Consider the following 21,996-nt stretch of genomic DNA (forward strand, 5'->3'; position numbering starts at 1 on the left):
AAGCTTGTCTTGCTCAACTCCGCCGCTCGAAGCGACAGGAAATACAATGTATCACATTTGCCCGGCGGCTTGCAACCGGAAAGTTTTCCCAACCGTTGCATTCTCTCACAAAAGTCTCATTCAAGACCCGATCGATCTCGCGGCCGGAATTACAATGTATCACGATTGCTAATCCGAGTACAAGCACTAATTTTCTCCAACCGCCCCCGTCAATAAACGAATGCCTGCCTGTCGCAGCACCTTTCGGAACAGCGAAGGCGGCTGCGCGGTAAACGTTCTGCCGTCCGGCAGCACGATCTTCCAAGCGTGCAGCAGCTGATGGTTTACTCCGTTCACCGCTTTTCCACCATACTTAATATCGCCCAACAGCGGATGACCGATGCTTTGGAAATGAGTGCGGATCTGGTGCGTCCGGCCGCTAACCAGCTCAACTTCTACAAGTGTATATCCTTGCCCGTACTCCAACGCTTGATATCTGGTCGTCGCTTCCTTTTCCTCAGAATTTCCCGAACCGCCGCCGCTCACAACAATCGTACGATTTCTCCCCTCGTCGCGCACCAAGGCGCGGGTAATCGTCCCATTCCCCGTCACTTTGCCTTCGACGACCGTTACATAATACTTTTCCAATTCGCGCTTTTGGATCCATTGGTTCAATTGATGCAGCATGCCGGCCGTTTTTCCGATCAGAATAAGTCCGCTTGTATTCCGATCCAACCGATTGGCGGTGGCTGGCGAAAACAGATGGCTGTCCAACAATCCTTTCTTATAAAGATAAGCGTGGACCCGGGTAATCATCGTATCCTTCTGCTCGGTTTGGTCCGGATGAGTGAGCAATCCGGCGGGTTTGTTGACAAGCATCAGCTCATCGTCCTCATAGACGACATCAATGTCGCTTCGGATGCCCGAATATTTTACTTTCTTTTCCGCCCTGCTTGACTGTTTGAACGTCTCGTCGTCAATAAAAATCGTTAATTCGTCACCGGCCGCCATCTCATAATTCTGCTTTTTCCGTTTGCCGTTCACTTTGACTTTCCCTTGATCGATCATTTTATAAATTTGTCCCAAAGGATAATTCGGCATTAAATTCCGTACATAGCGGTGGAGCCGTTTTCCGCTTTCGGAAGGGGTAACCGTACGGGTGATCATGATTCAATGGCACTCCCAGCATTAAATGTTAATGTTATTGTAAATACAGTTTACCATATGAAGCAAAAAAGAAAGCCCCGTTCGCGTTCAACGGGACTGTAACTGCCGCATTCATCTACTGCGTTTGCTTATTTCCATGGCGCGGCTTACTAGCCCGCAAACCGCTCCGAGCAAAGCCCCGGCCGCAACCTCCTGAGGCATATGTCCGAGCTGCTCCTCGAGAGCTTCCCTTCGTTCGGCATGGTATACACCCGGCTGCCGGTCGGCAAGCTTCTCGACTTGTACGTCAAGCGCATTAAGTTTTACGGCCATCTCGCCGGCATGCCGGCGAATGCCCATCGCGTCATACATTACGATAAGTCCGAATATCGAGCTTATGGCAAAATCGATCGCCGAAACGCCTTTCTTTAACGCAACATATGTGGCTAAAGACGTAACGCCTGCAGCGTGAGAGCTCGGCATGCCGCCCGCATCGGTCAAAGCTCCCCATTCCCATTTGCCCGTCCGGAAAAACCGCAGCGGAAGCTTCAAACCTTGAGCCAAGGCGATACCGGTTATACCGGTTATTACCGCTCTGTTCAACGCAATCACCTCTCGCCTTAGCATCGTTCATATGCCGGACAAATATGCAGGGAGGCTACCGATTTCAGAAGGCAGTCGGCGGTTGCCGGTCGGCGGCTAATCTTGGTTTGCCGCCACAGGAGCTCCGATCGCCAATCCGGCAGCCAGAAAACAGCCTCCCAAAGTGGTAAGTACCTTCTTCGAGAATACATATTGAAACCCTGCTTCATTTCGGTCATCAGCGGGAAAATACTCCCAAATAAAGTGACGTAAGTCATTTTCTTCCGATTGTCGAAAAACGATAGAAACAGTCGATACATGCGCTTCCCCGGGAAATACGGGCAATCTTATTTCCCGGATGACAAATCCAACCATCCCATCTCTTCAGGCGTGAGAACGAGCTGCGAGCCCTGATGGGATGAATGCAGCTCATCCAAGTTCCCCGGACCGATCAGGGCGCACGTCGGGAACGGTTGATTCAACACGTATGCCAATGCGATTTGAATTGTGGTCATTCCTTTTTCTTTCGCAAGCTGCTCCGCTCTTCTCAATCGCTCCCAATTGTCATCACTGTAAAATACGCGGACGATATTGGCGTCATCGCGAACGTCGGGCCGGAATCTCCCGGAAAAAAATCCGCGCGCTTGCGCCGACCACGACAACAGCGGCAGTTGACTCTGCGTATGCCAACGAATCGCTTCGTCATCTACGGATATGCAGCCGGTCCAGAACGGCTCATTCGCACGGGCCAAGCTCAAATTTGGGCTGCTGAACGAAAATCCGACAAGCCCATGGTCTTTCGCATAATCGTTCGCTTCTTGAATGCGCTGGTGCGTCCAATTGGAGACGCCGATTGCGCGCACGAGACCGGATTCGATCAATTCGTTAAGAACCTCCACAATGGGTCCGACCGGCACGCCCGGATCGTCCCGATGGAGGGCGTACAAATCGACGTACTCGAGCTGAAGCCTGTCCAGACTCACGCTGATATCTTCGCGTATCGCCTGCGGATACACTCTCGGACCCGAATTGCCGTGAGGATGAGCTCCCTTCGTCCAAACGTTGACAACGTTCCGATTTTTGCTTTCCCTCAACCACATTCCGAGAGCCTTCTCGCTCTCCCCGCCGCCGTATATTTCAGCCGTGTCTATCGTATTTCCGCCGATCGAAACGAACGCGTCCATAATGGGACCGATTCGGTCAAGAATTTCCGGTTTGTAATAGTCCGTTCCTAAAATCAATCGCGATACGTCGCGCTCTAAACCCGGAATTTGAATGTATTTCATCGCTCTGCCTCCTATGCTTCATATATTCGTCATCGCGGACAACCTTCGGTTGCCTCCTTATATCGCGGACAACCTTCGGTTGCCTCCTTATAATGAAACGCGAATGCGTTCTCTTGCCGACAGCAAACAGGCGTCGATAACCGTCATGTTTTTCACGGCGTCGGAAGGAGGATACTTTTGTGCCGTTTTGCGAAGCACGTTTTCTGCGAAGACGTCCGCTTGCAGCGAGTACGTGTTCAGCTCGGGCATCGTTTCTTCCCGGCGCTGTCCTTTCGCAATGACGTAAAAATTCTGATTTCCGATAAATGCGGAAGGCACTTCAATACGGCCGACGGTTCCTAGAATCTCCAGCGTATTCCGGAAATCGGCCCACATGCCGCAGTCGAAAGTCAAAGATACGTCACCCGCAAATTCGAGAAGCCCGGATGCCATCATATCCACATCGTCATGCTCCGGCGAGAACAACGCACGGCAAGTTACCGCTTCGGGCTCGGCTCCCAAGATCATGCGCGCTGCGCTGATGGGATAACATCCCACATCGTATACGGAGCCGCCTCCCCACTCTTTCCGAAACCGCACGTTCTCGCGATTCCCCGCGCTGTTGAAGGTGAACGTTCCGTGAATACCGCGAATGTCGCCGATTTCTCCGGAAGCGATAATATCCTTGATCCGGTCCCATCTTGGATGATGACGGTACATGAACGCTTCCGCAAGGACGACGCCCGCCTTTTCGCAAGCTTCCACCATCTCATGAGCTTCCTTGGCGTTCAATGCAATCGGCTTTTCGCATAAAACATGTTTGCCGGCTTCCGCCGCCCTAATCGTCCATTCCTTATGCAAATGGTTCGGCAGTGGAATGTACACCGCGTCTATTGAATCGTCTTGAAGCAATTGCTCATAACTGCCGTACGCGGTCGGAATGCCCAGCGATTCCGCGGTTTCTTTCGCTTTGTCCTCCGTTCGGCTGGCAATGGCGGCAACGACGCCGCTCTTAGACGCTTGAATTCCAGGAATGACGGCTCGCTTCGCAATCGCCGCGCTGCCGACAATCCCCCACCGCAGCTGTTGATTAGACATAAGACTCACTCTCCTGTCAGAATGGCATGTTTCTTTCACCCTCTCCTGACATTATAAAAAAAGCCCGGAATTAGCGATATATTAACATTTTCTACTGGGATATAAGGATATTAATGAGGGAAACCGAGAAGTGATCAATTGGAAACATCCTTCCTGATTGACATATGAATACTCATTGTTTCCTCGGAAAAACAAGAATATAATCAAATTCGGAACCAGCAAATATAGAAAAGGTGTATGCGATGAGTATTTTAACCGTTAAAAATTTAAGCCACGGCTTTGGAGACCGCGCTATATTCAATGATGTATCCTTCCGGCTGTTGAAAGGCGAGCATATCGGATTGATCGGTGCGAACGGCGAGGGAAAATCGACGTTTATGAACATCGTCACGGGCAAGCTCGAACCGGATGCCGGGAAAGTGGAATGGTCCAAACACGTCAGAGTCGGTTATCTCGACCAACACGCAGTATTGCAAAAAGGCATGACGATACGGGACGCATTGAAGAGCGCGTTTCAATATTTGTTCGACATGGAACAAAAAATCAATCAATCCTATGAACGAATGGCAGAAGCAAGTCCGGAAGAGATGGAAGCGCTGTTGGAAGATGTCGGCACGCTGCAGGATATTTTGACGAACAACGATTTTTACGTGATAGATGCGAAGGTCGAAGAAATTGCGCGAGGGCTCGGTTTGGACGATATCGGGTTGGACCGCGACGTTCACGATTTAAGCGGCGGTCAGAGGACAAAGGTGCTGCTCGCCAAGCTGCTGCTGGAGAAACCGGACATCTTGCTCTTGGACGAGCCGACAAACTATTTGGATGAATCTCACATCGAATGGTTGAAGCGCTACCTGCAAGAATACGAGAACTCTTTTATCCTTATTTCGCACGACATTTCGTTCTTAAACAGCGTTGTCAATCTGATTTACCATATGGAAAACCAAGAGCTGAACCGCTATGTCGGCGACTATGACCATTTCAAGCAAGTGCACGAAGCGAAGAAAGAGCAGCTCGAGGCGGCCTACAAGAGGCAGCAGCAGGAAATCGCCGATCTGAAAGATTTCGTGGCGCGAAACAAGGCTCGCGTCTCTACCCGTAATATGGCGATGTCCCGTCAGAAGAAGCTTGATAAGATGGATATCATTGAACTCGCCAAGGAGAAACCGAAACCGGAATTCCGTTTCAAAGAAGCGAGAACGTCAGGGAAAGTCATATTCGAAACAAAGGAACTTGTCATCGGTTATGACGAACCGTTGTCCAAGCCTCTTAACCTTCGTTTGGAACGGGGACAGAAAATCGCGCTTTCAGGAGCGAACGGTATCGGCAAGACTACGCTTTTGCGCAGCATTTTGGGAGAAATTCGGCCGATCTCGGGTTCCGTCGAGCTAGGAGATTACCTGCATATCGGATATTTCGAGCAAGAAATCAAGGGGACGAACTACAACACTTGCATTGACGAAGTGTGGAACGAGTTTCCGTCTTTCACGCAATTCGAGGTGCGCGCCGCATTGGCGAAATGCGGGCTGACGACCAAACATATCGAAAGCAAAGTCGAGGTGTTGAGCGGAGGCGAGAAAGCGAAGGTCCGGCTTTGCAAGCTCATCAATAAAGAAACGAATGTGCTTGTGCTCGACGAGCCGACCAACCACTTGGACGTAGACGCAAAGGACGAATTAAAACGCGCCGTTCAAGCGTATAAAGGAACTGTGCTGCTCATCTGCCACGAGCCGGAGTTTTACAGGGATGTGACGACGGACCTGTGGAATTGCGAAACGTGGACAACTAAAGTGTTTTAACTATTCGTCACACTAAAGTTTAAACCGGTTAATTTGATCCCATTGCTGTTCCAGCATCAATATTTGTTTCTGTTTCGGGCCGATCAGATCGAAATGCGGGTACCTGTCCCGGGCGTGAATGTATGCGGGATTCAAACCGTAAGAAACGAGCCACTCTTTCAACCGTTCGAGATCGGCGCATCCCACTTTCGTTACGGTTTTCACTTCCGGGAATCGCGGATGCAGCCAATAATGCGTGAGAAAAGCGATGTTGCCTTTGGAAACCTCCCGTTTCCATTCGTTTAATTCTTCCCGGTCGATTCCGAAAGCCATAATGTTCATACCTTCCCGTAGATCGAGGGGCTAGCCCGGAGTTTCATCTTATGAATGACCGGGATAGCCCCTTCATTTGTTTAGTCCGCCCAGTTGCCGTTTCGGAACAATGGTTCCCTTGTGCCATCCGTCTTAATTCCGTCGATATTCATCTCCGCGCTGCCGATCATAAAGTCGACGTGCGTGATGCTTTCGTTCAGTCCGCGCTCCGCGAGCTGTTCCTTCGTCATCGATTTTCCGCCTTCAATGCAGAACGAGTATGCGTTTCCGATCGCGAAGTGGTTCGAAGCATTCTCGTCAAACAACGTGTCGTAGAAGATGAGGTTCGTATCCGAAATCGGCGAGCGGTGTGGGACAAGGGCCATTTCGCCAAGATAATGCGAACCGTCGTCCGTATCGATTAGCCTCTTCAGCGTTTCATAACCGGTTTCCGCCGCAAAATCGACGATCCGTCCTTCGCGAAACGTTAACGAAAAGCCGTCGATGACATTGCCGCCGTAGTTAAGCGGCTTCGTATTCCGGACCGTGCCGTTTACTCCGGTCTTTAACGGCGCCGTGAACACCTCTTCCGTAGGAATGTTCGCGACGAACGGCACGCCCTTCTCGTTCACGCTGTCACCCGCTACCCAAACATGTTCCGGAGGCAATTCGACCGTAAGGTCCGTACCGTGCGCTTGATAGTGCAACGCCTTATATTTTTTCGCGTTTAGCGTTTCCATCCTCGTCCGCAAGTTGCTCAGATGCTTATTCCAAGCCTCAACGGGATCGTCATGATCGGCTCTCGTCGCGCTGAATACAGCATCCCAAAGCTTTGCCACCCTCTCTTCCGCCGGTACGTCCGGAAACACCTTTGACGCCCAAACATCGGTCGGCACAGCGAGAATACTCCAGCTAATTCTGTCCGACGTGACGTATTTGCGAAATTCGCTCATGGCCTCGCCTGCCGCTTTCCTCGAAGTCGCGATGCGGTCCGGATCGACGCCTTTCAACAAGTCGGGGTTTGACGAAATGAAGTACAAGAACGCCGCGCCGTCCGCAGCCATCTCTTCAAAACCTTTCGCTTTCCACAACGGGAACTCGGTGAAAGCTTCATCCGGCGCCAAATCGTATTTCAACCGGACTAAAACATCGTCGCTCCATTCCACGTGAACATTTTTCGCTCCTGCTTCGTATGCAGCTTTAGCAGCTTTTCTAACGAGCTCCAATGCAGACGTCGGGGCGTTAATGACGAGCGTCTGGTCTTTCTGAACATTGACCCCGATCTTTACGGCCAACTCCATGTAGTTATCAAGCTTTCGCTGAAATTCGTTCGAGCTCATTGAACTCACTCAACCTTCCATATCGATATGTACCGAAGTTTACCAATTCTTCTTGCCGCCGACAAATCCTGCCTGATCGGCAGCCTTTTGATTTTTGAAGCATTTTCGGGGTAAACTGGTTTATATTATAACTCTAGAATATACAAGTTTTGACGAAACGATTTTAGAGGACGTACCCGCTTCATTGAATGTGCTTGGATAGAAGCTTTTCGTACATATACCGAAAGATGAGGACAAATACCATGACTACAAACACTTTCGCCGCATTGGGCATTCGCAAAGAATTCGTTGACGCGCTCAAATCGCAAGGCATCGCAGTTCCCACACCTGTTCAACAACAAGCGGTTCCCGTGTTGCTTTCCGGTGACGACGCCATCGTGCAAGCGCAAACCGGTACCGGAAAAACGCTCGCCTTTTTGTTACCGATTCTGGAAATCGTCGAGCCTCGAAAGCCGGGAGTTCAAGCGCTCATTCTTACTCCGACCCGCGAATTGGCGATCCAAATCACTGCGGAAGCGAAGAGGCTGGCGCCCGTTGTCGGAGCCGGCGTTCTCGCCGTTTACGGGGGACAAGACGTCGACGCCCAAGTCCGTAAATTAAAGGGCGATACGCATATTGTCGTGGCGACGCCCGGACGGTTGCTCGATCATCTGCGCCGGGAAACGATCTCACTCTCGAACGTGACGATGTTTGTTTTGGATGAAGCGGATCAGATGCTTGCAATGGGGTTTTTAACGGAAGTCGAGGATGTTATTCGACAAATGTCCCCCCGACGCCAGACGATGCTCTTCTCCGCAACGATGCCCGGACCTGTACGGCGGTTGGCGGCAAATTATATGAAGCAGCCGAAGGATGTGCGAATTCAAGGCAAGCAGATCACTTTGGAAGATATTCGCCAGCTTGCCGTCGACACGACGGACCGTGCCAGAGCAACGACGCTGTTTCGGATGATCGATACATACAGACCGTATCTTGCGGTAGTTTTCTGCAGAACGAAAATTCGGGCGAAGAAGCTGACCGAAGCGCTGCTCGCCAACGGATACGAAGCGGACGAGCTGCACGGAGATTTGACGCAAGCGAAGCGGGAAGCGGTTATGAAACGGTTCCGGGATGCGAAGCTGCAAATCTTGGTTGCGACCGATGTGGCTGCGCGCGGACTCGACGTCGAAGGTGTGACCCATGTGTTTAACTATGACGTTCCTCTGGATACCGAGTCGTATATTCACAGGATCGGCCGCACCGGCCGGGCCGGACAGCAGGGGATGGCCGTCACCCTTGTTGCGCCGAAGGACCGCGCGGCTTTGCAGCATATAGAACGGGGAATCGGAAAGACGTTGGACCGCAGCAATATGTCCGAATTCGGGGTCGGACACGGCAACAAGGAGAAGGAACGTCCGGCGGGTCCGGAACGCCGGACGAAGCCGGGGAACGATCGCCGCGGCGGAAAATTCGGCAAGCATGACGGGAGAAGGCGCAATGAAGGAAATGCAAGACAGGGAAAACCTTATGTACGCAAGAGGAAATAATGCTAATGCTATTCCGGCTTGACACACACTCTCGACTCAAACGATAAAAAACGGGCAGTCTTCTTTGCATAAGAAGGACTGCCCGTTCTCTTATAAGACAATTAGAAATGTTTGGCGGCTTCGCGCGCTTTTTCGATCGCTTTCGCTTTGATGGCGGGAGCTTGATCCGGCGCCGCACCCATGCCTTCAGCAAAAATTGCTTCCAAGGAAGTTACGCCGATAAATGCCAGGACAGATTTCAAATGGCGGTGACCCATTTCAATATCTTGCATCGGACCTTGCGAATAGACGCCTCCGCTTGCTTGAATGTGCAGCGCTTTTTTGCCGGTTAGCAGCCCAACCGGCCCTTGTTCGGTATATTTAAAAGTTTTGCCTGCAATGCAGATCGAATCGATATAAGCCTTCATGACCGGAGGGTACGAGAAGTTCCACATCGGATTGACGAAAACATACTTGTCGGCGGCCGTAAACTGATCGACCAGTTGGCCGAGCTTCCCTACTTTTGCTTGTTCGGATCCGCTCAGTTGATCGAAAGCGTTGCCGGACTGCAGTTTACCCCAAGCGCTGAATACGTCGGCGTCAATTTGCGGGATATCGAGTTTGTAAAGATCAAGATGAACGACTTCATCCCCCGGATTGGCTTCCCGGTAAGCTGCCACGAATTGTTCGCCCACGGCCAAGCTGTAAGAATGGGTGGAGTCTCCGGGATGCGCGGTAATGTACAAAACAGTTGCCATATACGTTCTTCATCCTTCCTGTTATTCATAATAGTTTCTCACTTAGTTACTTTACGATAGTTAGTATATTTTAACCTGTTGTTTTCGTCAAGTAAATTATTATTGAAGCCAAGACCAAACACATTCCGCAACATGATCCAGGTTCGTCCTGCCTTGTTCATCGGTGAAGAGGGATCCGTTCCGAAAGTAATCTTTATGCCCGCCTACGATCGTGATCCCCTCAACAGAAGCCGGAGCGAACCTCCCCCACTTCCCTAGGCGGGTTACCGGATCGGAACGTTTCCCATACCGGTCGGCCGCATACACAAACAATACGGAGTGACGCATCCCGAGAGGAACCGGACACTTGGGCGATCCGATCTGTACGACGCTTATCGTACGCCGGTCTCCCGAGGATGCCAGCAATCCCGCAGCATGAACGCTTGCCATCCCTCCGGCGCTGTGGCCGATCAATATAATTCGGTCCCCTTCCGTACCGTTCTCCGGCTGCAGCATATCGGCCAGGCGGCCTCCTCCAGTCGAGCGTAAACGCCCGAAGAAGCCGCCTGCAAGATCGCTTTGGATTTCCGCCAGCTGCTGCCAGCGGGAACGGCTCCAGTCCCCGTACGGAAACAAATGACGGACGGACGGATGCAATCCCAATCGTACAAATCTTCTTGCGAGCTCGTTTCCGAATTCGGTCATGAAATTCGGAGCGGTGGCGAAGCCCGCGGCGAAACATAACGTTACATCATTCATCACTTTCGGGCCTCAACGCTTTGCACAAATAATATGCGTTCTTTAATGCTCGGATGGGTGGATCGAAACCACTTTACGAGCAGCGGAGGATCGATATCGCTTAGAGAGGATGCCGCCAGCTTGTGATACATGCCGACCGCCCCTTTCCCGCTTCCGGTCAACTCGACGGCATACCGGTCCGCAGCCCGCTCGGCCTCTCTTGAGACCGCATTCGAAGCCGGCAAAGTCAAGAAAGTGAGAACGGACAGGATTAGCAGCAGCAGAGGCAGCGACGCCCGGTCGTTCTCCTTACGTATGCCTGCGAAACCTCCCCAGCGGACGACGGAATACCGGTACAGCCGGCTTCCGATCCATAGGAATAACAAAGCCGAGCCCGCGGAACCGGCAACGCTCCACTCCAAGTGATGCATAACGTAATGACCGATTTCATGAGCCATTATGAATAAAATCTCCCGCTCGTTCAACGCCTCAAGTGTCGTATCCCATATCACGATGCGAAGCGACGGTCCGATTCCCGTAACATATGCGTTCAAGGCGTTCGTCTTTTCCGATATGTTCACCTCGTACACTCTGTCGGCCGGAATGCCGGCCCGATCCGCCAGCTCCAATATATGCCGTTCCAATTCGGGATCCGACAAGGGCTTGAACGTGTTGTACAAAGGATCGATCACGACAGGCTGAACATAAGTCATAAACACTATAAATGGAACCGACAGCAGCCATAATGCAAGCCACCAACGCCGCACCCTGCCCATCGCAAAGTATACGACCCACACGATCGCCAGCAGCATTAAATATCGGATCCCGAAGCTTACCGCCATGTCCTGCATCCAGCTTGCCGCCGATTGCGTGGATATACCGTAACTCCTCGATATGGAATACCCCGCGATTCGGAGCGGCAGCTGCAGCGCAAAAACAGCAACCGTTAATACGAAGATGAAGACCGGGAACACAAACCGCTTGCTCCAGCTTGCTGCCGCCCCGCTAAACAGAAGAAACAAATATATGCCCCATTCCCACGGATAGCTGATAAAAAACAGCCAATTCCGCAAAGCGGAATATTCTTTCATCTTCGCGAGGTCCGCTCCAGGCATAAAGGTCGCGGGATCGACGGCGGTCCCTCGGTCCGCGGCGGCCGTCGGCTGCGCAGCGTCAAACCATATGTATGCCCCGATCGCAATTGCGTACAATCCGAACAAAATCAAGTAAATGCGAAACATTTTTGCAAAACCCGGATTCATCCGTACCTCCGCTCTCACCCGAACCATTCAATCAAAGCAATCATCGTTATAAGGCCGAGTATGAAAGAATAAGTCGATGCGCTCGCATTTCCGTCCCCGTGACTTTCCGGTATTAATTCTTTATAAACGATGAACAGCATGGCCCCCGCCGCAAAAGCAAGTCCGTAGGGAACAAGGCTCGCGACGTAGGCGGTCAGCGTGTATCCCAGCAAGCCGGTTACGATTTCGACCATTCCCGTCATCGTTGCGATGAGAAAGGCGGTAAATTTGTTTACTTTCTGATACGTTAAAAACAGTGCGACCAAAAACCCCTCGGGCGCGTTCTGCAGGCCGATCGCCAATGCGATTAACGGACCCAAACCTTCGCTTTCGGATGCATAGCTAACTCCGACGGATAATCCTTCCGGTAAATTGTGAAGCGTGATCGCGGTGATGATCAGCATGCTCTTCGAGTCGAACGAAACCGAAGGCCTCGAGCGATGGTCCAAATCGATATGGGGAAAATTGCTTTCCATTAAACTCAGAACGGTCGTACCGATCAATATGCCGATACCCACCGTCAGCAAATTCGAGTTTTCCAATGCGACGGGTATGAGGTTGAACATTGTCGCCGAAACCATGATCCCGGCGGTGAATGCCAGCAATATATCGCGCAGCCTGTGACTCATAGTACGGAACATAAGGATAGGAAGAGCGCCGATGCCGGTCGCCATTGCCGATATAATGCTGCCGAGCAGCACGCTTTGCATGTTATTTCTCCCCCTGACATTGACACGTTGAGTGATGCGGAGCAATATAGTAACATCTGAAATATTACCGGCAAACGGAGGATACCCATGAAAGTTCATCAAGCGATATCCGATCATTCACGTAAACAATATATGCATCTGGCGCGGTTTCAAGATCTCGATCGTCTGCGGGAAGAGGCGATTGACGCGGCCGTCTCCCTCTGCAAGCAGGGCGAACCGTTCGATGTGGACGCGATCAACGCGATCACAGCACAGATCAACGAACACGCGAAACACGGCATTTCGCCGACCCGCCAAATCGTCACCAAAGAGATGGTTGCCGAATATGTGAGAAAGCTATAAGAAGCTTTACAAATTACAACAAAGAAATCATATCTCCCTTAGCGGGACAAATCAAATGAAAAATCCCCCGGATAAGGATCTAAGATCTCCCGGGGGATTTTTTTCAGCCGTTAAAACGCCGCGACTACGCCGTCGTAATTTTCGGCGATAAAATCTTTCACATCCTGCGATTGCAGCGCTTCTACAAGCTTGCGGATCGCATCCGAATCTTTGTTGTCCGGCCGGGCCGCGATGACGTTTACATACGGGGAGTCGCTGCCTTCGATGAACAGCGAGTCTTCCGACGGCTTGAAACCGGCTTCCAACGCGTAGTTCGTATTAATGAGCGCCAACTCGACGTCCGGCAACACGCGGGGCAGCATTGCCGCATCCAGCTCTTGAATTTCCAGACCTTTCGGATTTTCCACAATGTCGCTAACCGTCGCGCTAACGCCCACTCCGTCTTTCAATGTAAGAAGGCCGTTCTTTTCAAGCAGCGCAAGCGCGCGTCCGGCATTGGACGGGTCGTTCGGAATCGCGACTTTCGCCCCCTGAGAAAGCTCATCGGCGCTCTTGATTTTCTGGGAGTAAGCGCCGAACGGCTCGATGTGGACGCCCGCGACGTTCACCAAATCCATATTTTGATCTTTGTTGAACTGTTCGAGATAAGGGATATGTTGAAAATAATTCGCGTCCAATTGCTTTTCGTACAGTTGTACGTTCGGTTGGACATAATCCGCAAATTCGATGATTTCCAGCGCAATTCCTTGCTCTTCCAGTTTCGGTTTGACGAAATTCAATATTTCGGCGTGAGGCACGGAACTTGCCCCTATTTTAAGCGTAGTTTTCTCCGAGTTTTCAGTGCTGCCGTTTGTTCCTCCGCACGCTGATACTGTCACCGACAATACGAGCGCCAATGCTGCAACCAACCATTTGTTCATTTCTCATTTCCCCCTAATCGAAATATATCTTTTATTTGATATCTACTTACGGCTATATTTCGCGACCAACCGGTCGCCGGCCGTTTGCAGAATAACAACCAGAATGACAAGGATTGCGACGGTAATGACCATGATATCGGTTCTGAACCGGTTGTAACCGTAACGAATCGCCAAATCGCCCAGGCCGCCTCCGCCGATTAACCCCGACATCGCGGTGTATGCGACCAATACGATGGCCGTGATCGTAATGCCGCCGATCAGGCCGGGTCGCGCCTCCGGTAGAAGCACCTTCGTTACGATTTGCCATGGGGACGCTCCCATCGCTTGTGCGGCTTCAATGACCCCGCGGTCGACTTCCCGCAGCGACTGTTCCACGATTCTCGCAAAGAACGGAGCCGCTCCGATGACAAGCGGCGGAATCGTGCCCTGCACGCCGATCGACGTGCCGACAAGCAGCCGCGTGAGCGGAATGAGCGCGATCATCAAGATGACGAACGGCACAGAGCGGAATAAGTTGATGACCGAAGAAAGGGCCGTATACAGCGCCCGGTTTTCAAGCAGCTGCCCTTTGGAAAACAGAAACACGAGCACACCCAACGGCAAACCGGCGGCAACGGTAAACACGGTGGAAAATCCGAGCATTGTTAACGTATCCGCCGTTGCTTGCGCCACATCGTCCCATGGAACGGTCTTCACATTCATTTCAACGCCTCCACTTCCAAGCCGCGACTCTTTAAAGCATCTATCGTTATTGCGGCGGACCGTTGGTCCCCGTGCAGCTCGACAATGATTTGACCGTACGGAATGCGTTTCATCCGCGAAATGGAGCCTTGCAAAATACTGAACGACATCCCCGTTTCCTTCACGGTCTCAAAGAGCACGGGTTCGTACGTTTGATCGCCTTGGAACGTGATTCGAAGCACGGTTCCCCGGGATTGAGCATTGTTGCCGGCGATACCGTCGTCCGGTTCGCTGATCTGCGAGACGAATTGCTTCGTGGTCGGATGCGAAGGACGCAAAAATACGTCCACCACGTTGCCGCACTCCACAATGTCTCCTCCGTCTATGACGGCGACCCGGTCGCAGACGGCTCGAATCACATGCATTTCATGCGTGATCAACACAATGGTCAAGCCGAGTTTCTCGTTAATGTCGAGCAACAGCGACAATATTGAATCGGTCGTCTGAGGATCGAGCGCCGATGTCGCTTCGTCGCACAGCAGCACGTACGGATCGTTGGCCAACGCGCGGGCGATGCCGACCCGCTGTTTTTGACCTCCGGACAATTGAGCGGGGTAATGCCCCAGGTGAGATTCCAATCCTACGAGGACCGCAAGCTCCTTTACTTTCGCGTCTATTGCCCGCTTCGAGGCTCTGGCCAGCTTCATTGGGAATGCGATATTGTCATACACCGTTGCGGAAGACAGCAAGTGAAAGTGCTGGAAGATCATGCCGATTTTTTGCCGGTGCCGCTGGAGCTCATGCGGTGCGCACGTCGTCAGGTCCGTCCCGTTCACAATAACGGACCCTGTCGTCGGTGTTTCGAGTGCATTGATGCAACGGAGCAAAGTGCTCTTCCCTGCTCCGGAATGTCCGATAATGCCGAAAATTTCGCCTTGCTTGACCGACAGGTTTATATTGCGGAGAGCGACGAATTGGCGATCTCCCGTATCGAACGTTTTACTTATGTTTCTAATTTCTATCAATCACGCGATCCCTCCTTGCTGTTGCCTCTTGAAACGAAAACCCCTGCTTCACAAAGTGAAATAGGGGCTCATCATATCCAGTTCCCTATCTCATCTGTCGGAACGCCGCGCGTCTCCGAAGGAATTGGCACCGGACGTCCGCATTGCTGCGAACCGGTTGCCGGGCTTCATCGGGCCTGTCCCTCCGCCACTCTCGATAAGATATCGAAATCGCTATTCTATTTTGAAAGACAAATAGTAATATAAAACATATTGCACCCGGCGTCAATATTCTAATTTTTTTCACATTCGATAACAGTTTTTCAGTAAAGATTACGATTAAGAAATGATATAATGTGATGTGGACATCTTTTTTTGATTCGGAGGATTCGTATGCCCGTTACACTCGGACGGCTTGGGTTATCTCTTGCCGGTATTGTATTTTTAAGCTTCTTCATTGTGTTGTTAATGAATCCGGAAGTGTTTCGGAACATGCCTGAGCTTCAGAACGGTAGCCTCCAGACGTTCAAAACGATGTTCGTAAGCATCGTGCTCGAGGCGTTTCCATTCATTCTGCTCGGCGTCTTCATTTCATCGATATTGCAGGTGTTTGTTTCCGACCGCTTCGTCCAAAAGATCATCCCGCGAAACCCGGTGCTTGGCGTTACCGTGACATGCTTGCTGGGCATTGTATTTCCGATATGCGAATGCGGAATGATCCCCGTTGTCCGCAGGCTTGTGAAGAAGGGGCTTCCTCTCTATGCGGGTATCGTCTTTCTATTGGCAGGTCCGATTTTGAATCCCGTCGTGTTTGCTGCTACATATATGGCGTTCCGTTCGCGACCGGAAATCGCATACACACGGATGGGACTGGCGTTTGCAGTGGCCGCGGTCGTCGGCTTGGCGGTATATCGATTGGTGAAAAAGGATCCGTTAAAACAAAGCGCGGGCATTTCCCATGGACACAATCATCATGACCGCCACGATCATGGACATAGCGGGGGTAACAAGCTGTTCGCCACGTTCGACCACGCCTCCAGCGAATTTTTCGAAATGGGCAAATATTTGATATTCGGAGCTTTGCTGACGGCCGGGATTCAAACATTCTTGGACCGGGGCAGTCTCGTGTCGATCGGCCAGTCCGAATGGGCTTCCCAGTGGTTCATGATGGGCTTCGCATACGTACTGTCGATCTGCTCTACGTCGGACGCCTTCGTGGCATCGTCGTTCGCATCCACGTTCTCCGCAAGCTCGCTGATCGCTTTTCTTGTCTTTGGGCCTATGCTTGATTTGAAGAGCACGTTCATGATGCTGTCCGCGTTCCGCGCCCGTTTTGTCGCTCTTGTTGCCGTCCTTGTGATCGTGTCCGTGTCCGCCGGGACATTTATCGTTGAGCGGTTTGTTTTGTAATCATCGATTGGAGGGGAATATGTGATGACTCTGCATTATTTGATTCGTGCAATAATATCCGCGGGTTTTTCCATATACATCTTATATTTGGTAAAGAACGGTCTGCTGCAATATTATATCGCTCCCAGAATGGAGTTGTACGTCAGAATCGCGGCCGTCGGATTAATTATGATCGCCGTTTACCAAGCGTTTGCCGCGTTTGCGGCAGTCCGGGGCGAAGCGATCGACTGCGATTGCGATCATACTCCTTCACCTTCTATATTGCGTAATATTACCGCTTACGGATTGCTCATCGCTCCGCTGCTGTTCGGATATTTTTTGCCGGATACGGCTTTGGGAAGCGCGTTGGCGGAGAAGAAAGGCATTGTTCTAAGCGTCGGCGATTCGGTGTCTTCCCAATCGAAACAGGCAGCGAAACCTCCGGCCGCTGCGGAACAAACTTTGGATCCGAAGCTTGCCACTGACGAGAAGTTGAAAGAAATGTTTTTGACGGGGGATGCTTATACCGATCAATATGCGAATTTCGCCGTTAGTCTATATAAACAGGATACGATCGTTATAGAAGAGAGCAGCTTCTTGGAAGCAAGCACGGCAATCGACTTGTTCATGGATCGGTTTGCGGGTAAGAAAATTCAAATCGAGGGGTTTGTGTACCGCGAGGACACGATGGCGAACGATCAATTTGTCGTAGCCCGCATGGCAATGGAATGTTGTTCGGCGGACTCGACTCCGTACGGATTTCTCGTTCTGTCGAAATCGGCCGCCGTCTATCCGGAAGACAGCTGGGTACGGGTGACTGGAACGATCAATTCGACCGATTGGGACGGGATTCAAATCGTGTCGATCGAAACCGGCGACATTGAGAAAATTCCGGCTCCGGATACGCCGTATGTATACCCGAATTATGACATTCTTGATCAGTGAGGGTTACAGAGCCTAGCTGCGGCCTTAAGCGGCTTACCTGATAAGCAACTTATCCTCAACTATGCTAAGCGTTCGAACCATGCTTTTCGCCAAATACAACTCTTTCTCATGAAAATCGATATATTTGTAGCCGTCCACTTCGGGCGTCGATTTACCTGTGTACGGATGCGGGAAGAACGAAGTGCACACCAATCCTCCTGTGTCCGGAAGCTGGCTTGTCCTCCATACGAACAAATGGAGGTTTTTTTCTCTCGTGTACGGCAGCACGCCAAAGTCGTTCAATTCGATACCGGAGATGTCCAATCCGGTCTCTTCCCTCACTTCCCGGCGGCACGTCTCCAATGCAGATTCACCTTCTTCAGGCAATCCCTTGGGCAAATCATAGAAGCGATTCCCGGTGGAGTGACATGCGAGAAACCGGGTTCCGTCCGTCAGCAGCAATCCGACTGTGGTTCGTTTCATTCTCGCCCTCCTTTGGTTTTGGGAAAATAACGTCATGACACGAACTTGCAGCCGAATTTTTCACTCACAGCGCATGTATCCGGCACTTTTGTCCCGCTGCGCCTTACTAACCGGAGAACTCCGGTTACAGCGCTCATTTTCGGCCATTTGTCCCCTCCTAACCGGAGAAACTCCGGTTATATCGCTCATTTTCGGCCATTTGTGCCCTCTTAACCGGAGAAACTCCGGTTATATCGCTCATTTTCGGCCCGTTGCACCCTCCTAACCGGAGAAACTCCGGTTACATCGCTCACAATTATTCGACAGTCTCATATTTGACCTTATTCTGCCCAGGATCAATAGTTGTAGAACCGGGGAATCAGACCGTTGCGAGTGTATAGGACCAGTTTTTGAGCTTATTCATAGACATAGGGTCAATTTTGACCTTATTGTACCGCCGGAAATTGGGTCGCTACGGAGAAATTGACGTCCTCAACAAAAACAGCTCTCTGTCCGTGGACAAAGAGCCGGCTCAATAACTCCGTTACAACGGTTTCAGTACGAACGAATACATATACGAGCGGTTGCTTAATAACGTGAACTCCGGATGAGTTCGGGCGCCCCAGCTGTCGTCGCCGCCTACGCCCATCTGCTTGTAATTGATACGGACCACGGTTTGGCCGCTGACCGGCAGCTTATACGGGTGGTCGTACGCTTCCAGTTGGGACGGGGTCCACGGCAGAGCGTTCAATTCGATCGCCGGTTTCCCTTCGATCCGCACACCGGCACCGTTCCCGTCCGTAATGTTCGCCCAACGCACGTCCGTCTTATTTCCGCACTCTTGCGGACGCAAGTACGGCGTAAATTGCTCCCGGACCAAACCCTCGTATATTCCGAGCTTCGCCCCGGTCGCACGGTCCCAATACGTCTCGAACGGACCTTTGCCGAACCACTTCAACCGGTCGTATGCGCCCCGCAGAGCGAACATCATACCGATTTCCGGAATTTCCGGCGTACGCTCTCCCGGTACTAGCTGCATCGCCACGCTCACCGAACCGTCGCCAAGCACCGTATATTCCACCATACATATGGAAACCGGCGTCGTCGGCAGCCGGAACACCGATGTAACGACGACACTGTCGGAACGTTCGTTCACATCGAAAGACAACACCGAACGGTTAACCCCCGCTTCGCGCCACATGCCGCTCCGCTCATGAAGGCGGCTGCCGCGGTCGTTATCCGTCAACGCCCTCCAGAAATTCGGCGCAAGCGGCATGGACAGCCGCTCCACTCCGTCAACGGAATACGAGGATAGAACACCGCTGCCGGCGTCGAATCGAGCGGCTACCCCGCCGCACAGCACGGTAACCGCATCGGATGTATGCACAGTTTGAGGCCGAGCTTTACTAGTACCGCCGCCAAGCGACGAGTCAGCAGCGGCGAACGCCGCGAGCCGAAATTGGGCGAACGCAACTTCGTGCCCCTTCGAAGCCCAATTCGCATCCTCTTTCATTACCGCGCTAAGGGTTAGCCACCACTCCGCTCCCGCCGACGCCCCGTTCATCTCCGGCAGAGGAATGTTCACAACGCGGCTTTCGCCAGGGGCAGCCTCGCAATGCCCGCGTCCTTCGGAAACAAGCACACCGTCCCGGTTGATTGCCCATACCAACTCGAACGCGGACACATCGGTAAACAGATGCTTATTCACGACGCGGAACGTGCCGGACGCCAAATCCTCCGCCTCGAAGACGATGTTCTGATAGCACGCTTTTACTTCGTGCAGCTTGGGCGATACGGAACCGTCTGCAAATAATAGACCGTTGCCGGAGAAGTTGCCGTCATTCGGCGTGTCGCCGAAATCGCCCCCGTATGCCATATATTCGGTTCCATCCTCCGCGCGGGCGGAAAGCGCCTGATCGATCCAGTCCCAGATGAACCCGCCCTGCAGCGCCGGATAGCGATCGAAGAGCTCGGTATATTTGAACAAGTTCCCGGTCGAATTGCCCATAGAGTGGCTGTATTCACACAAAATGAAAGGCTTCTTTGGAGATGACCGCGCGTACTCTTCCACCTTATGCGGAGGCGTATACATCTGGCTCTCGACGTCGGTGACGTCTTCGAATTTCCGGTGATGCACCACACCCTCGTAGTGAATAGGACGCGTAGCGTCTTTGCTCTTCAGCAAATCGCGCATCTTTACAAAATTTTCGCCGCCGAACGATTCGTTTCCGAGAGACCACATTACGACGGAAGCATGATTTTTGTCGCGCTCCAGCATCGAATTCGCCCGGTCGACAACGGCATCCGTCCATTCGGGTTTGCTGCCGGGCAATGCGTTGCCTTCTCCTTTGGATCCATAGATCCAGGTGCCGTGCGTTTCCAAGTTCGTCTCGTCGATTACATACAGCCCGTATTCGTCGCACAAGTCATACCACGCCGGATGATTCGGATAATGCGACGTGCGCACCGCATTGATATTGTGCAGCTTCATGAGCTTGATATCGCGGACCATCTCTTCCACGCCGACCGAGCGGCCTTTCCGGTAATCGAATTCATGCCGGTTTACGCCTTTAAACACAATTCGCTTCCCATTAAACAGCATGATCCCGTCTTTGATTTCAATGTTCCGGAAACCGACGCGCACGCTCTTCGTTTCCGCAATAACTCCGCCGGCATCCTTCAACGTAACGACAAGCGTGTATAAATACGGCGATTCCGCGCTCCACGGTTCGGGCTGCCGCACCATGCCGGATACGAACACGTCCGTCTCCGTTTCTCCCTCATTAAAATTTACGGTACTTTCAAAAGGCAGCTCAAACACAGGCCTGCGATCCTTATCATACAATTGCGCTTCCCAAGTCATTTCGCCGGAAGCTTTCCCGAACGCATTCACGACAGCCGCCCTTACAGACAATATGCCGTTCACATATCGATCGTCAAGCTTCGCATTTACCGCCAAATCATATACGTGCGTTTGAGGAGCGGTGAATAAATAGACGTCCCGAAAAATGCCGCTCATCCGCCAAAAATCTTGATCCTCCAGCCAACTCGCATCGCTCCAGCGGTACACTTCAACGGCTAGTTTATTTTCACCTTCAACCAAATACGGAGTCAGATCGAATTCCGCCGGCGTGAAAGAGTCTTCGCTGTACCCGACAAGATCTCCGTTCAACCAGACATAAAAAGCGGACTCCACCCCTTGAAAGCTAATATACACCGGCTGATCCTTCCAATTGCCGGGGACGCTGAACGTCCGAACGTATTGTCCCACCGGATTATATTTGACCGGAACGAACGGCGGACGAATATGTTCCTTCCCGTCCCAAGGATAGCGAACGTTAATATATTGCGGATAATCGTAGCCCTGCAGCTGCCAGTGAGACGGCACCGGGATGTCATTCCAATCTGACACGTCGCGGTCGGTCTTATAAAAATCCGGATGGCGTTCCTCCGGGCGCTCCGCAAAGCGAAACTTCCAACTGCCGTTTAACAGCAAGCATCGATCCGAAGCGTAACGGTGCGCGGCGAGCGCCTCTTCGACAGTATGGTATGACATCAACGTGGCGTGAGCTTTCATCCGGTTCAATTGAAAAATTTCAGGGTTGTTGTTCCATTCCGGATATCCGTTCTCCGGCGGCGTATAAATATATTTCTGCAAAGCGACTGCACCTCTTTAGACTGTTATGGATTATGCAACGATATTCCTATTGTACATGTATTATCGGCAACTGAAAATGCAACCATTTTTCAATCGATACAACAATATTAAACCAGAATAGAATC

Annotated in this window: 20 protein-coding genes and 1 riboswitch; of the genes, 5 read left to right on the forward strand and 15 right to left on the reverse strand. The window is 51.7% G+C overall.

Features of this window, described 5'->3' with window-relative positions; genetic code table 11:
- Nucleotides 1-186 precede the first annotated feature (186 nt).
- The 4 genes from JET16_RS03720 to JET16_RS03735 all read right to left on the reverse strand — a co-directional run bounded on the left by JET16_RS03720 (nt 187) and on the right by JET16_RS03735 (nt 4,070).
- Complete coding sequence (locus JET16_RS03720) at nt 187-1,146, reverse strand: RluA family pseudouridine synthase (RefSeq protein WP_199614299.1); 960 nt, start codon at nt 1,144-1,146, stop codon at nt 187-189.
- 111 nt (nt 1,147-1,257) lie between these two features.
- Nucleotides 1,258-1,728, reverse strand: coding sequence for a divergent PAP2 family protein (locus tag JET16_RS03725; RefSeq protein ID WP_199614300.1), 471 nt, complete (start codon nt 1,726-1,728; stop codon nt 1,258-1,260).
- A 326-nt stretch (nt 1,729-2,054) separates the two neighbouring features.
- Nucleotides 2,055-2,993 carry an aldo/keto reductase gene (locus JET16_RS03730; protein WP_199614301.1) on the reverse strand — a complete coding sequence of 313 codons (939 nt, stop codon included), beginning with the start codon at nt 2,991-2,993 and terminating at the stop codon, nt 2,055-2,057.
- 87 nt (nt 2,994-3,080) lie between these two features.
- A complete protein-coding gene (locus JET16_RS03735; RefSeq protein WP_199614302.1) occupies nt 3,081-4,070 on the reverse strand; it encodes a Gfo/Idh/MocA family protein in 990 nt (329 codons plus the stop codon).
- Nucleotides 4,071-4,312: 242 nt separating this feature from the next.
- On the opposite strand from JET16_RS03735, the gene JET16_RS03740 reads away from it, so the two are divergent.
- Nucleotides 4,313-5,869 carry an ABC-F family ATP-binding cassette domain-containing protein gene (locus JET16_RS03740; protein WP_199614303.1) on the forward strand — a complete coding sequence of 519 codons (1,557 nt, stop codon included), beginning with the start codon at nt 4,313-4,315 and terminating at the stop codon, nt 5,867-5,869.
- 12 nt (nt 5,870-5,881) lie between these two features.
- On the opposite strand, the gene JET16_RS03745 is transcribed toward JET16_RS03740, so the two are convergent.
- Nucleotides 5,882-6,181 (reverse strand): hypothetical protein, encoded by a 300-nt coding sequence (locus JET16_RS03745; RefSeq protein WP_199614304.1) that lies wholly within the window; start codon nt 6,179-6,181, stop codon nt 5,882-5,884.
- An 80-nt stretch (nt 6,182-6,261) separates the two neighbouring features.
- Complete coding sequence (locus tag JET16_RS03750; protein ID WP_199614305.1) at nt 6,262-7,500, reverse strand: aminopeptidase; 1,239 nt, start codon at nt 7,498-7,500, stop codon at nt 6,262-6,264.
- Between the two features lie 242 nt (nt 7,501-7,742).
- On the opposite strand from JET16_RS03750, the gene JET16_RS03755 reads away from it, so the two are divergent.
- Nucleotides 7,743-9,026, forward strand: coding sequence for a DEAD/DEAH box helicase (locus JET16_RS03755; RefSeq protein ID WP_199614306.1), 1,284 nt, complete (start codon nt 7,743-7,745; stop codon nt 9,024-9,026).
- Between the two features lie 101 nt (nt 9,027-9,127).
- On the opposite strand, the gene JET16_RS03760 is transcribed toward JET16_RS03755, so the two are convergent.
- The 4 genes from JET16_RS03760 to JET16_RS03775 all read right to left on the reverse strand — a co-directional run bounded on the left by JET16_RS03760 (nt 9,128) and on the right by JET16_RS03775 (nt 12,491).
- Nucleotides 9,128-9,763 carry an FMN-dependent NADH-azoreductase gene (locus tag JET16_RS03760; protein WP_199614307.1) on the reverse strand — a complete coding sequence of 212 codons (636 nt, stop codon included), beginning with the start codon at nt 9,761-9,763 and terminating at the stop codon, nt 9,128-9,130.
- Between the two features lie 99 nt (nt 9,764-9,862).
- Complete coding sequence (locus JET16_RS03765; RefSeq protein WP_199614308.1) at nt 9,863-10,501, reverse strand: alpha/beta hydrolase family protein; 639 nt, start codon at nt 10,499-10,501, stop codon at nt 9,863-9,865.
- The gene (locus tag JET16_RS03770; protein ID WP_199614309.1) at nt 10,501-11,742 is read right to left on the reverse strand and encodes a M48 family metallopeptidase; all 1,242 of its coding nucleotides are present in this window, start codon (nt 11,740-11,742) and stop codon (nt 10,501-10,503) included. The genes JET16_RS03765 and JET16_RS03770 overlap by 1 nt, the downstream gene beginning before the upstream one ends.
- Before the next feature lie 14 nt (nt 11,743-11,756).
- Complete coding sequence (locus tag JET16_RS03775) at nt 11,757-12,491, reverse strand: ZIP family metal transporter (RefSeq protein WP_199614310.1); 735 nt, start codon at nt 12,489-12,491, stop codon at nt 11,757-11,759.
- Nucleotides 12,492-12,578: 87 nt separating this feature from the next.
- Between JET16_RS03775 and JET16_RS03780 the strand changes: the two genes are divergently transcribed.
- Nucleotides 12,579-12,833 carry a YpbS family protein gene (locus JET16_RS03780; protein ID WP_199614311.1) on the forward strand — a complete coding sequence of 85 codons (255 nt, stop codon included), beginning with the start codon at nt 12,579-12,581 and terminating at the stop codon, nt 12,831-12,833.
- Between the two features lie 110 nt (nt 12,834-12,943).
- Here JET16_RS03780 and JET16_RS03785 read toward each other — a convergent pair whose 3' ends face one another.
- The 3 genes from JET16_RS03785 to JET16_RS03795 are packed head-to-tail and all read right to left on the reverse strand — an operon-like array spanning nt 12,944 to nt 15,459.
- Complete coding sequence (locus JET16_RS03785; RefSeq protein ID WP_199614312.1) at nt 12,944-13,753, reverse strand: MetQ/NlpA family ABC transporter substrate-binding protein; 810 nt, start codon at nt 13,751-13,753, stop codon at nt 12,944-12,946.
- A gap of 42 nt (nt 13,754-13,795) precedes the next feature.
- Nucleotides 13,796-14,455 (reverse strand): methionine ABC transporter permease, encoded by a 660-nt coding sequence (locus tag JET16_RS03790; protein ID WP_199614313.1) that lies wholly within the window; start codon nt 14,453-14,455, stop codon nt 13,796-13,798.
- A complete protein-coding gene (locus JET16_RS03795) occupies nt 14,452-15,459 on the reverse strand; it encodes a methionine ABC transporter ATP-binding protein (protein WP_199614314.1) in 1,008 nt (335 codons plus the stop codon). The genes JET16_RS03790 and JET16_RS03795 overlap by 4 nt, the downstream gene beginning before the upstream one ends.
- Before the next feature lie 87 nt (nt 15,460-15,546).
- Nucleotides 15,547-15,662: riboswitch (SAM riboswitch) on the reverse strand.
- A gap of 169 nt (nt 15,663-15,831) precedes the next feature.
- Here JET16_RS03795 and JET16_RS03800 point away from each other — a divergent pair.
- On the forward strand, nt 15,832-16,848 hold the full coding sequence (locus JET16_RS03800) for a permease (RefSeq protein ID WP_199614315.1): 1,017 nt from the start codon (nt 15,832-15,834) through the stop codon (nt 16,846-16,848).
- A 24-nt stretch (nt 16,849-16,872) separates the two neighbouring features.
- Complete coding sequence (locus tag JET16_RS03805; protein ID WP_199614316.1) at nt 16,873-17,772, forward strand: TIGR03943 family putative permease subunit; 900 nt, start codon at nt 16,873-16,875, stop codon at nt 17,770-17,772.
- Between the two features lie 33 nt (nt 17,773-17,805).
- Here JET16_RS03805 and JET16_RS03810 read toward each other — a convergent pair whose 3' ends face one another.
- Together JET16_RS03810 and JET16_RS03815 are read right to left on the reverse strand one after the other, a co-directional pair.
- On the reverse strand, nt 17,806-18,234 hold the full coding sequence (locus JET16_RS03810) for an NUDIX hydrolase (RefSeq protein ID WP_233531060.1): 429 nt from the start codon (nt 18,232-18,234) through the stop codon (nt 17,806-17,808).
- A gap of 523 nt (nt 18,235-18,757) precedes the next feature.
- The gene (locus JET16_RS03815) at nt 18,758-21,871 is read right to left on the reverse strand and encodes a glycoside hydrolase family 2 TIM barrel-domain containing protein (protein ID WP_233531061.1); all 3,114 of its coding nucleotides are present in this window, start codon (nt 21,869-21,871) and stop codon (nt 18,758-18,760) included.
- Nucleotides 21,872-21,996 lie beyond the last annotated feature (125 nt).

This window comes from Paenibacillus alkalitolerans, from assembly GCF_016482785.1.
Taxonomy (GTDB): Bacteria; Bacillota; Bacilli; order Paenibacillales; family YIM-B00363; genus Paenibacillus_AE; species Paenibacillus_AE alkalitolerans.

Bases quoted from the DNA above. Each gene is read 5' to 3' on its own strand.
- JET16_RS03720 (WP_199614299.1), bottom strand. From the start codon at position 1,146: ATGATCACCCGTACGGTTACCCCTTCCGAAAGCGGAAAACGGCTCCAC.
- JET16_RS03730 (WP_199614301.1), bottom strand. From the start codon at position 2,993: ATGAAATACATTCAAATTCCGGGTTTAGAGCGCGACGTATCGCGATTG.
- JET16_RS03735 (WP_199614302.1), bottom strand. From the start codon at position 4,070: ATGTCTAATCAACAGCTGCGGTGGGGGATTGTCGGCAGCGCGGCGATT.
- JET16_RS03740 (WP_199614303.1), top strand. From the start codon at position 4,313: ATGAGTATTTTAACCGTTAAAAATTTAAGCCACGGCTTTGGAGACCGC.
- JET16_RS03745 (WP_199614304.1), bottom strand. From the start codon at position 6,181: ATGGCTTTCGGAATCGACCGGGAAGAATTAAACGAATGGAAACGGGAG.
- JET16_RS03750 (WP_199614305.1), bottom strand. From the start codon at position 7,500: ATGAGCTCGAACGAATTTCAGCGAAAGCTTGATAACTACATGGAGTTG.
- JET16_RS03755 (WP_199614306.1), top strand. From the start codon at position 7,743: ATGACTACAAACACTTTCGCCGCATTGGGCATTCGCAAAGAATTCGTT.
- JET16_RS03760 (WP_199614307.1), bottom strand. From the start codon at position 9,763: ATGGCAACTGTTTTGTACATTACCGCGCATCCCGGAGACTCCACCCAT.
- JET16_RS03765 (WP_199614308.1), bottom strand. From the start codon at position 10,501: ATGAATGATGTAACGTTATGTTTCGCCGCGGGCTTCGCCACCGCTCCG.
- JET16_RS03770 (WP_199614309.1), bottom strand. From the start codon at position 11,742: ATGAATCCGGGTTTTGCAAAAATGTTTCGCATTTACTTGATTTTGTTC.
- JET16_RS03775 (WP_199614310.1), bottom strand. From the start codon at position 12,491: ATGCAAAGCGTGCTGCTCGGCAGCATTATATCGGCAATGGCGACCGGC.
- JET16_RS03780 (WP_199614311.1), top strand. From the start codon at position 12,579: ATGAAAGTTCATCAAGCGATATCCGATCATTCACGTAAACAATATATG.
- JET16_RS03785 (WP_199614312.1), bottom strand. From the start codon at position 13,753: ATGAACAAATGGTTGGTTGCAGCATTGGCGCTCGTATTGTCGGTGACA.
- JET16_RS03790 (WP_199614313.1), bottom strand. From the start codon at position 14,455: ATGAATGTGAAGACCGTTCCATGGGACGATGTGGCGCAAGCAACGGCG.
- JET16_RS03800 (WP_199614315.1), top strand. From the start codon at position 15,832: ATGCCCGTTACACTCGGACGGCTTGGGTTATCTCTTGCCGGTATTGTA.
- JET16_RS03805 (WP_199614316.1), top strand. From the start codon at position 16,873: ATGACTCTGCATTATTTGATTCGTGCAATAATATCCGCGGGTTTTTCC.
- JET16_RS03810 (WP_233531060.1), bottom strand. From the start codon at position 18,234: ATGAAACGAACCACAGTCGGATTGCTGCTGACGGACGGAACCCGGTTT.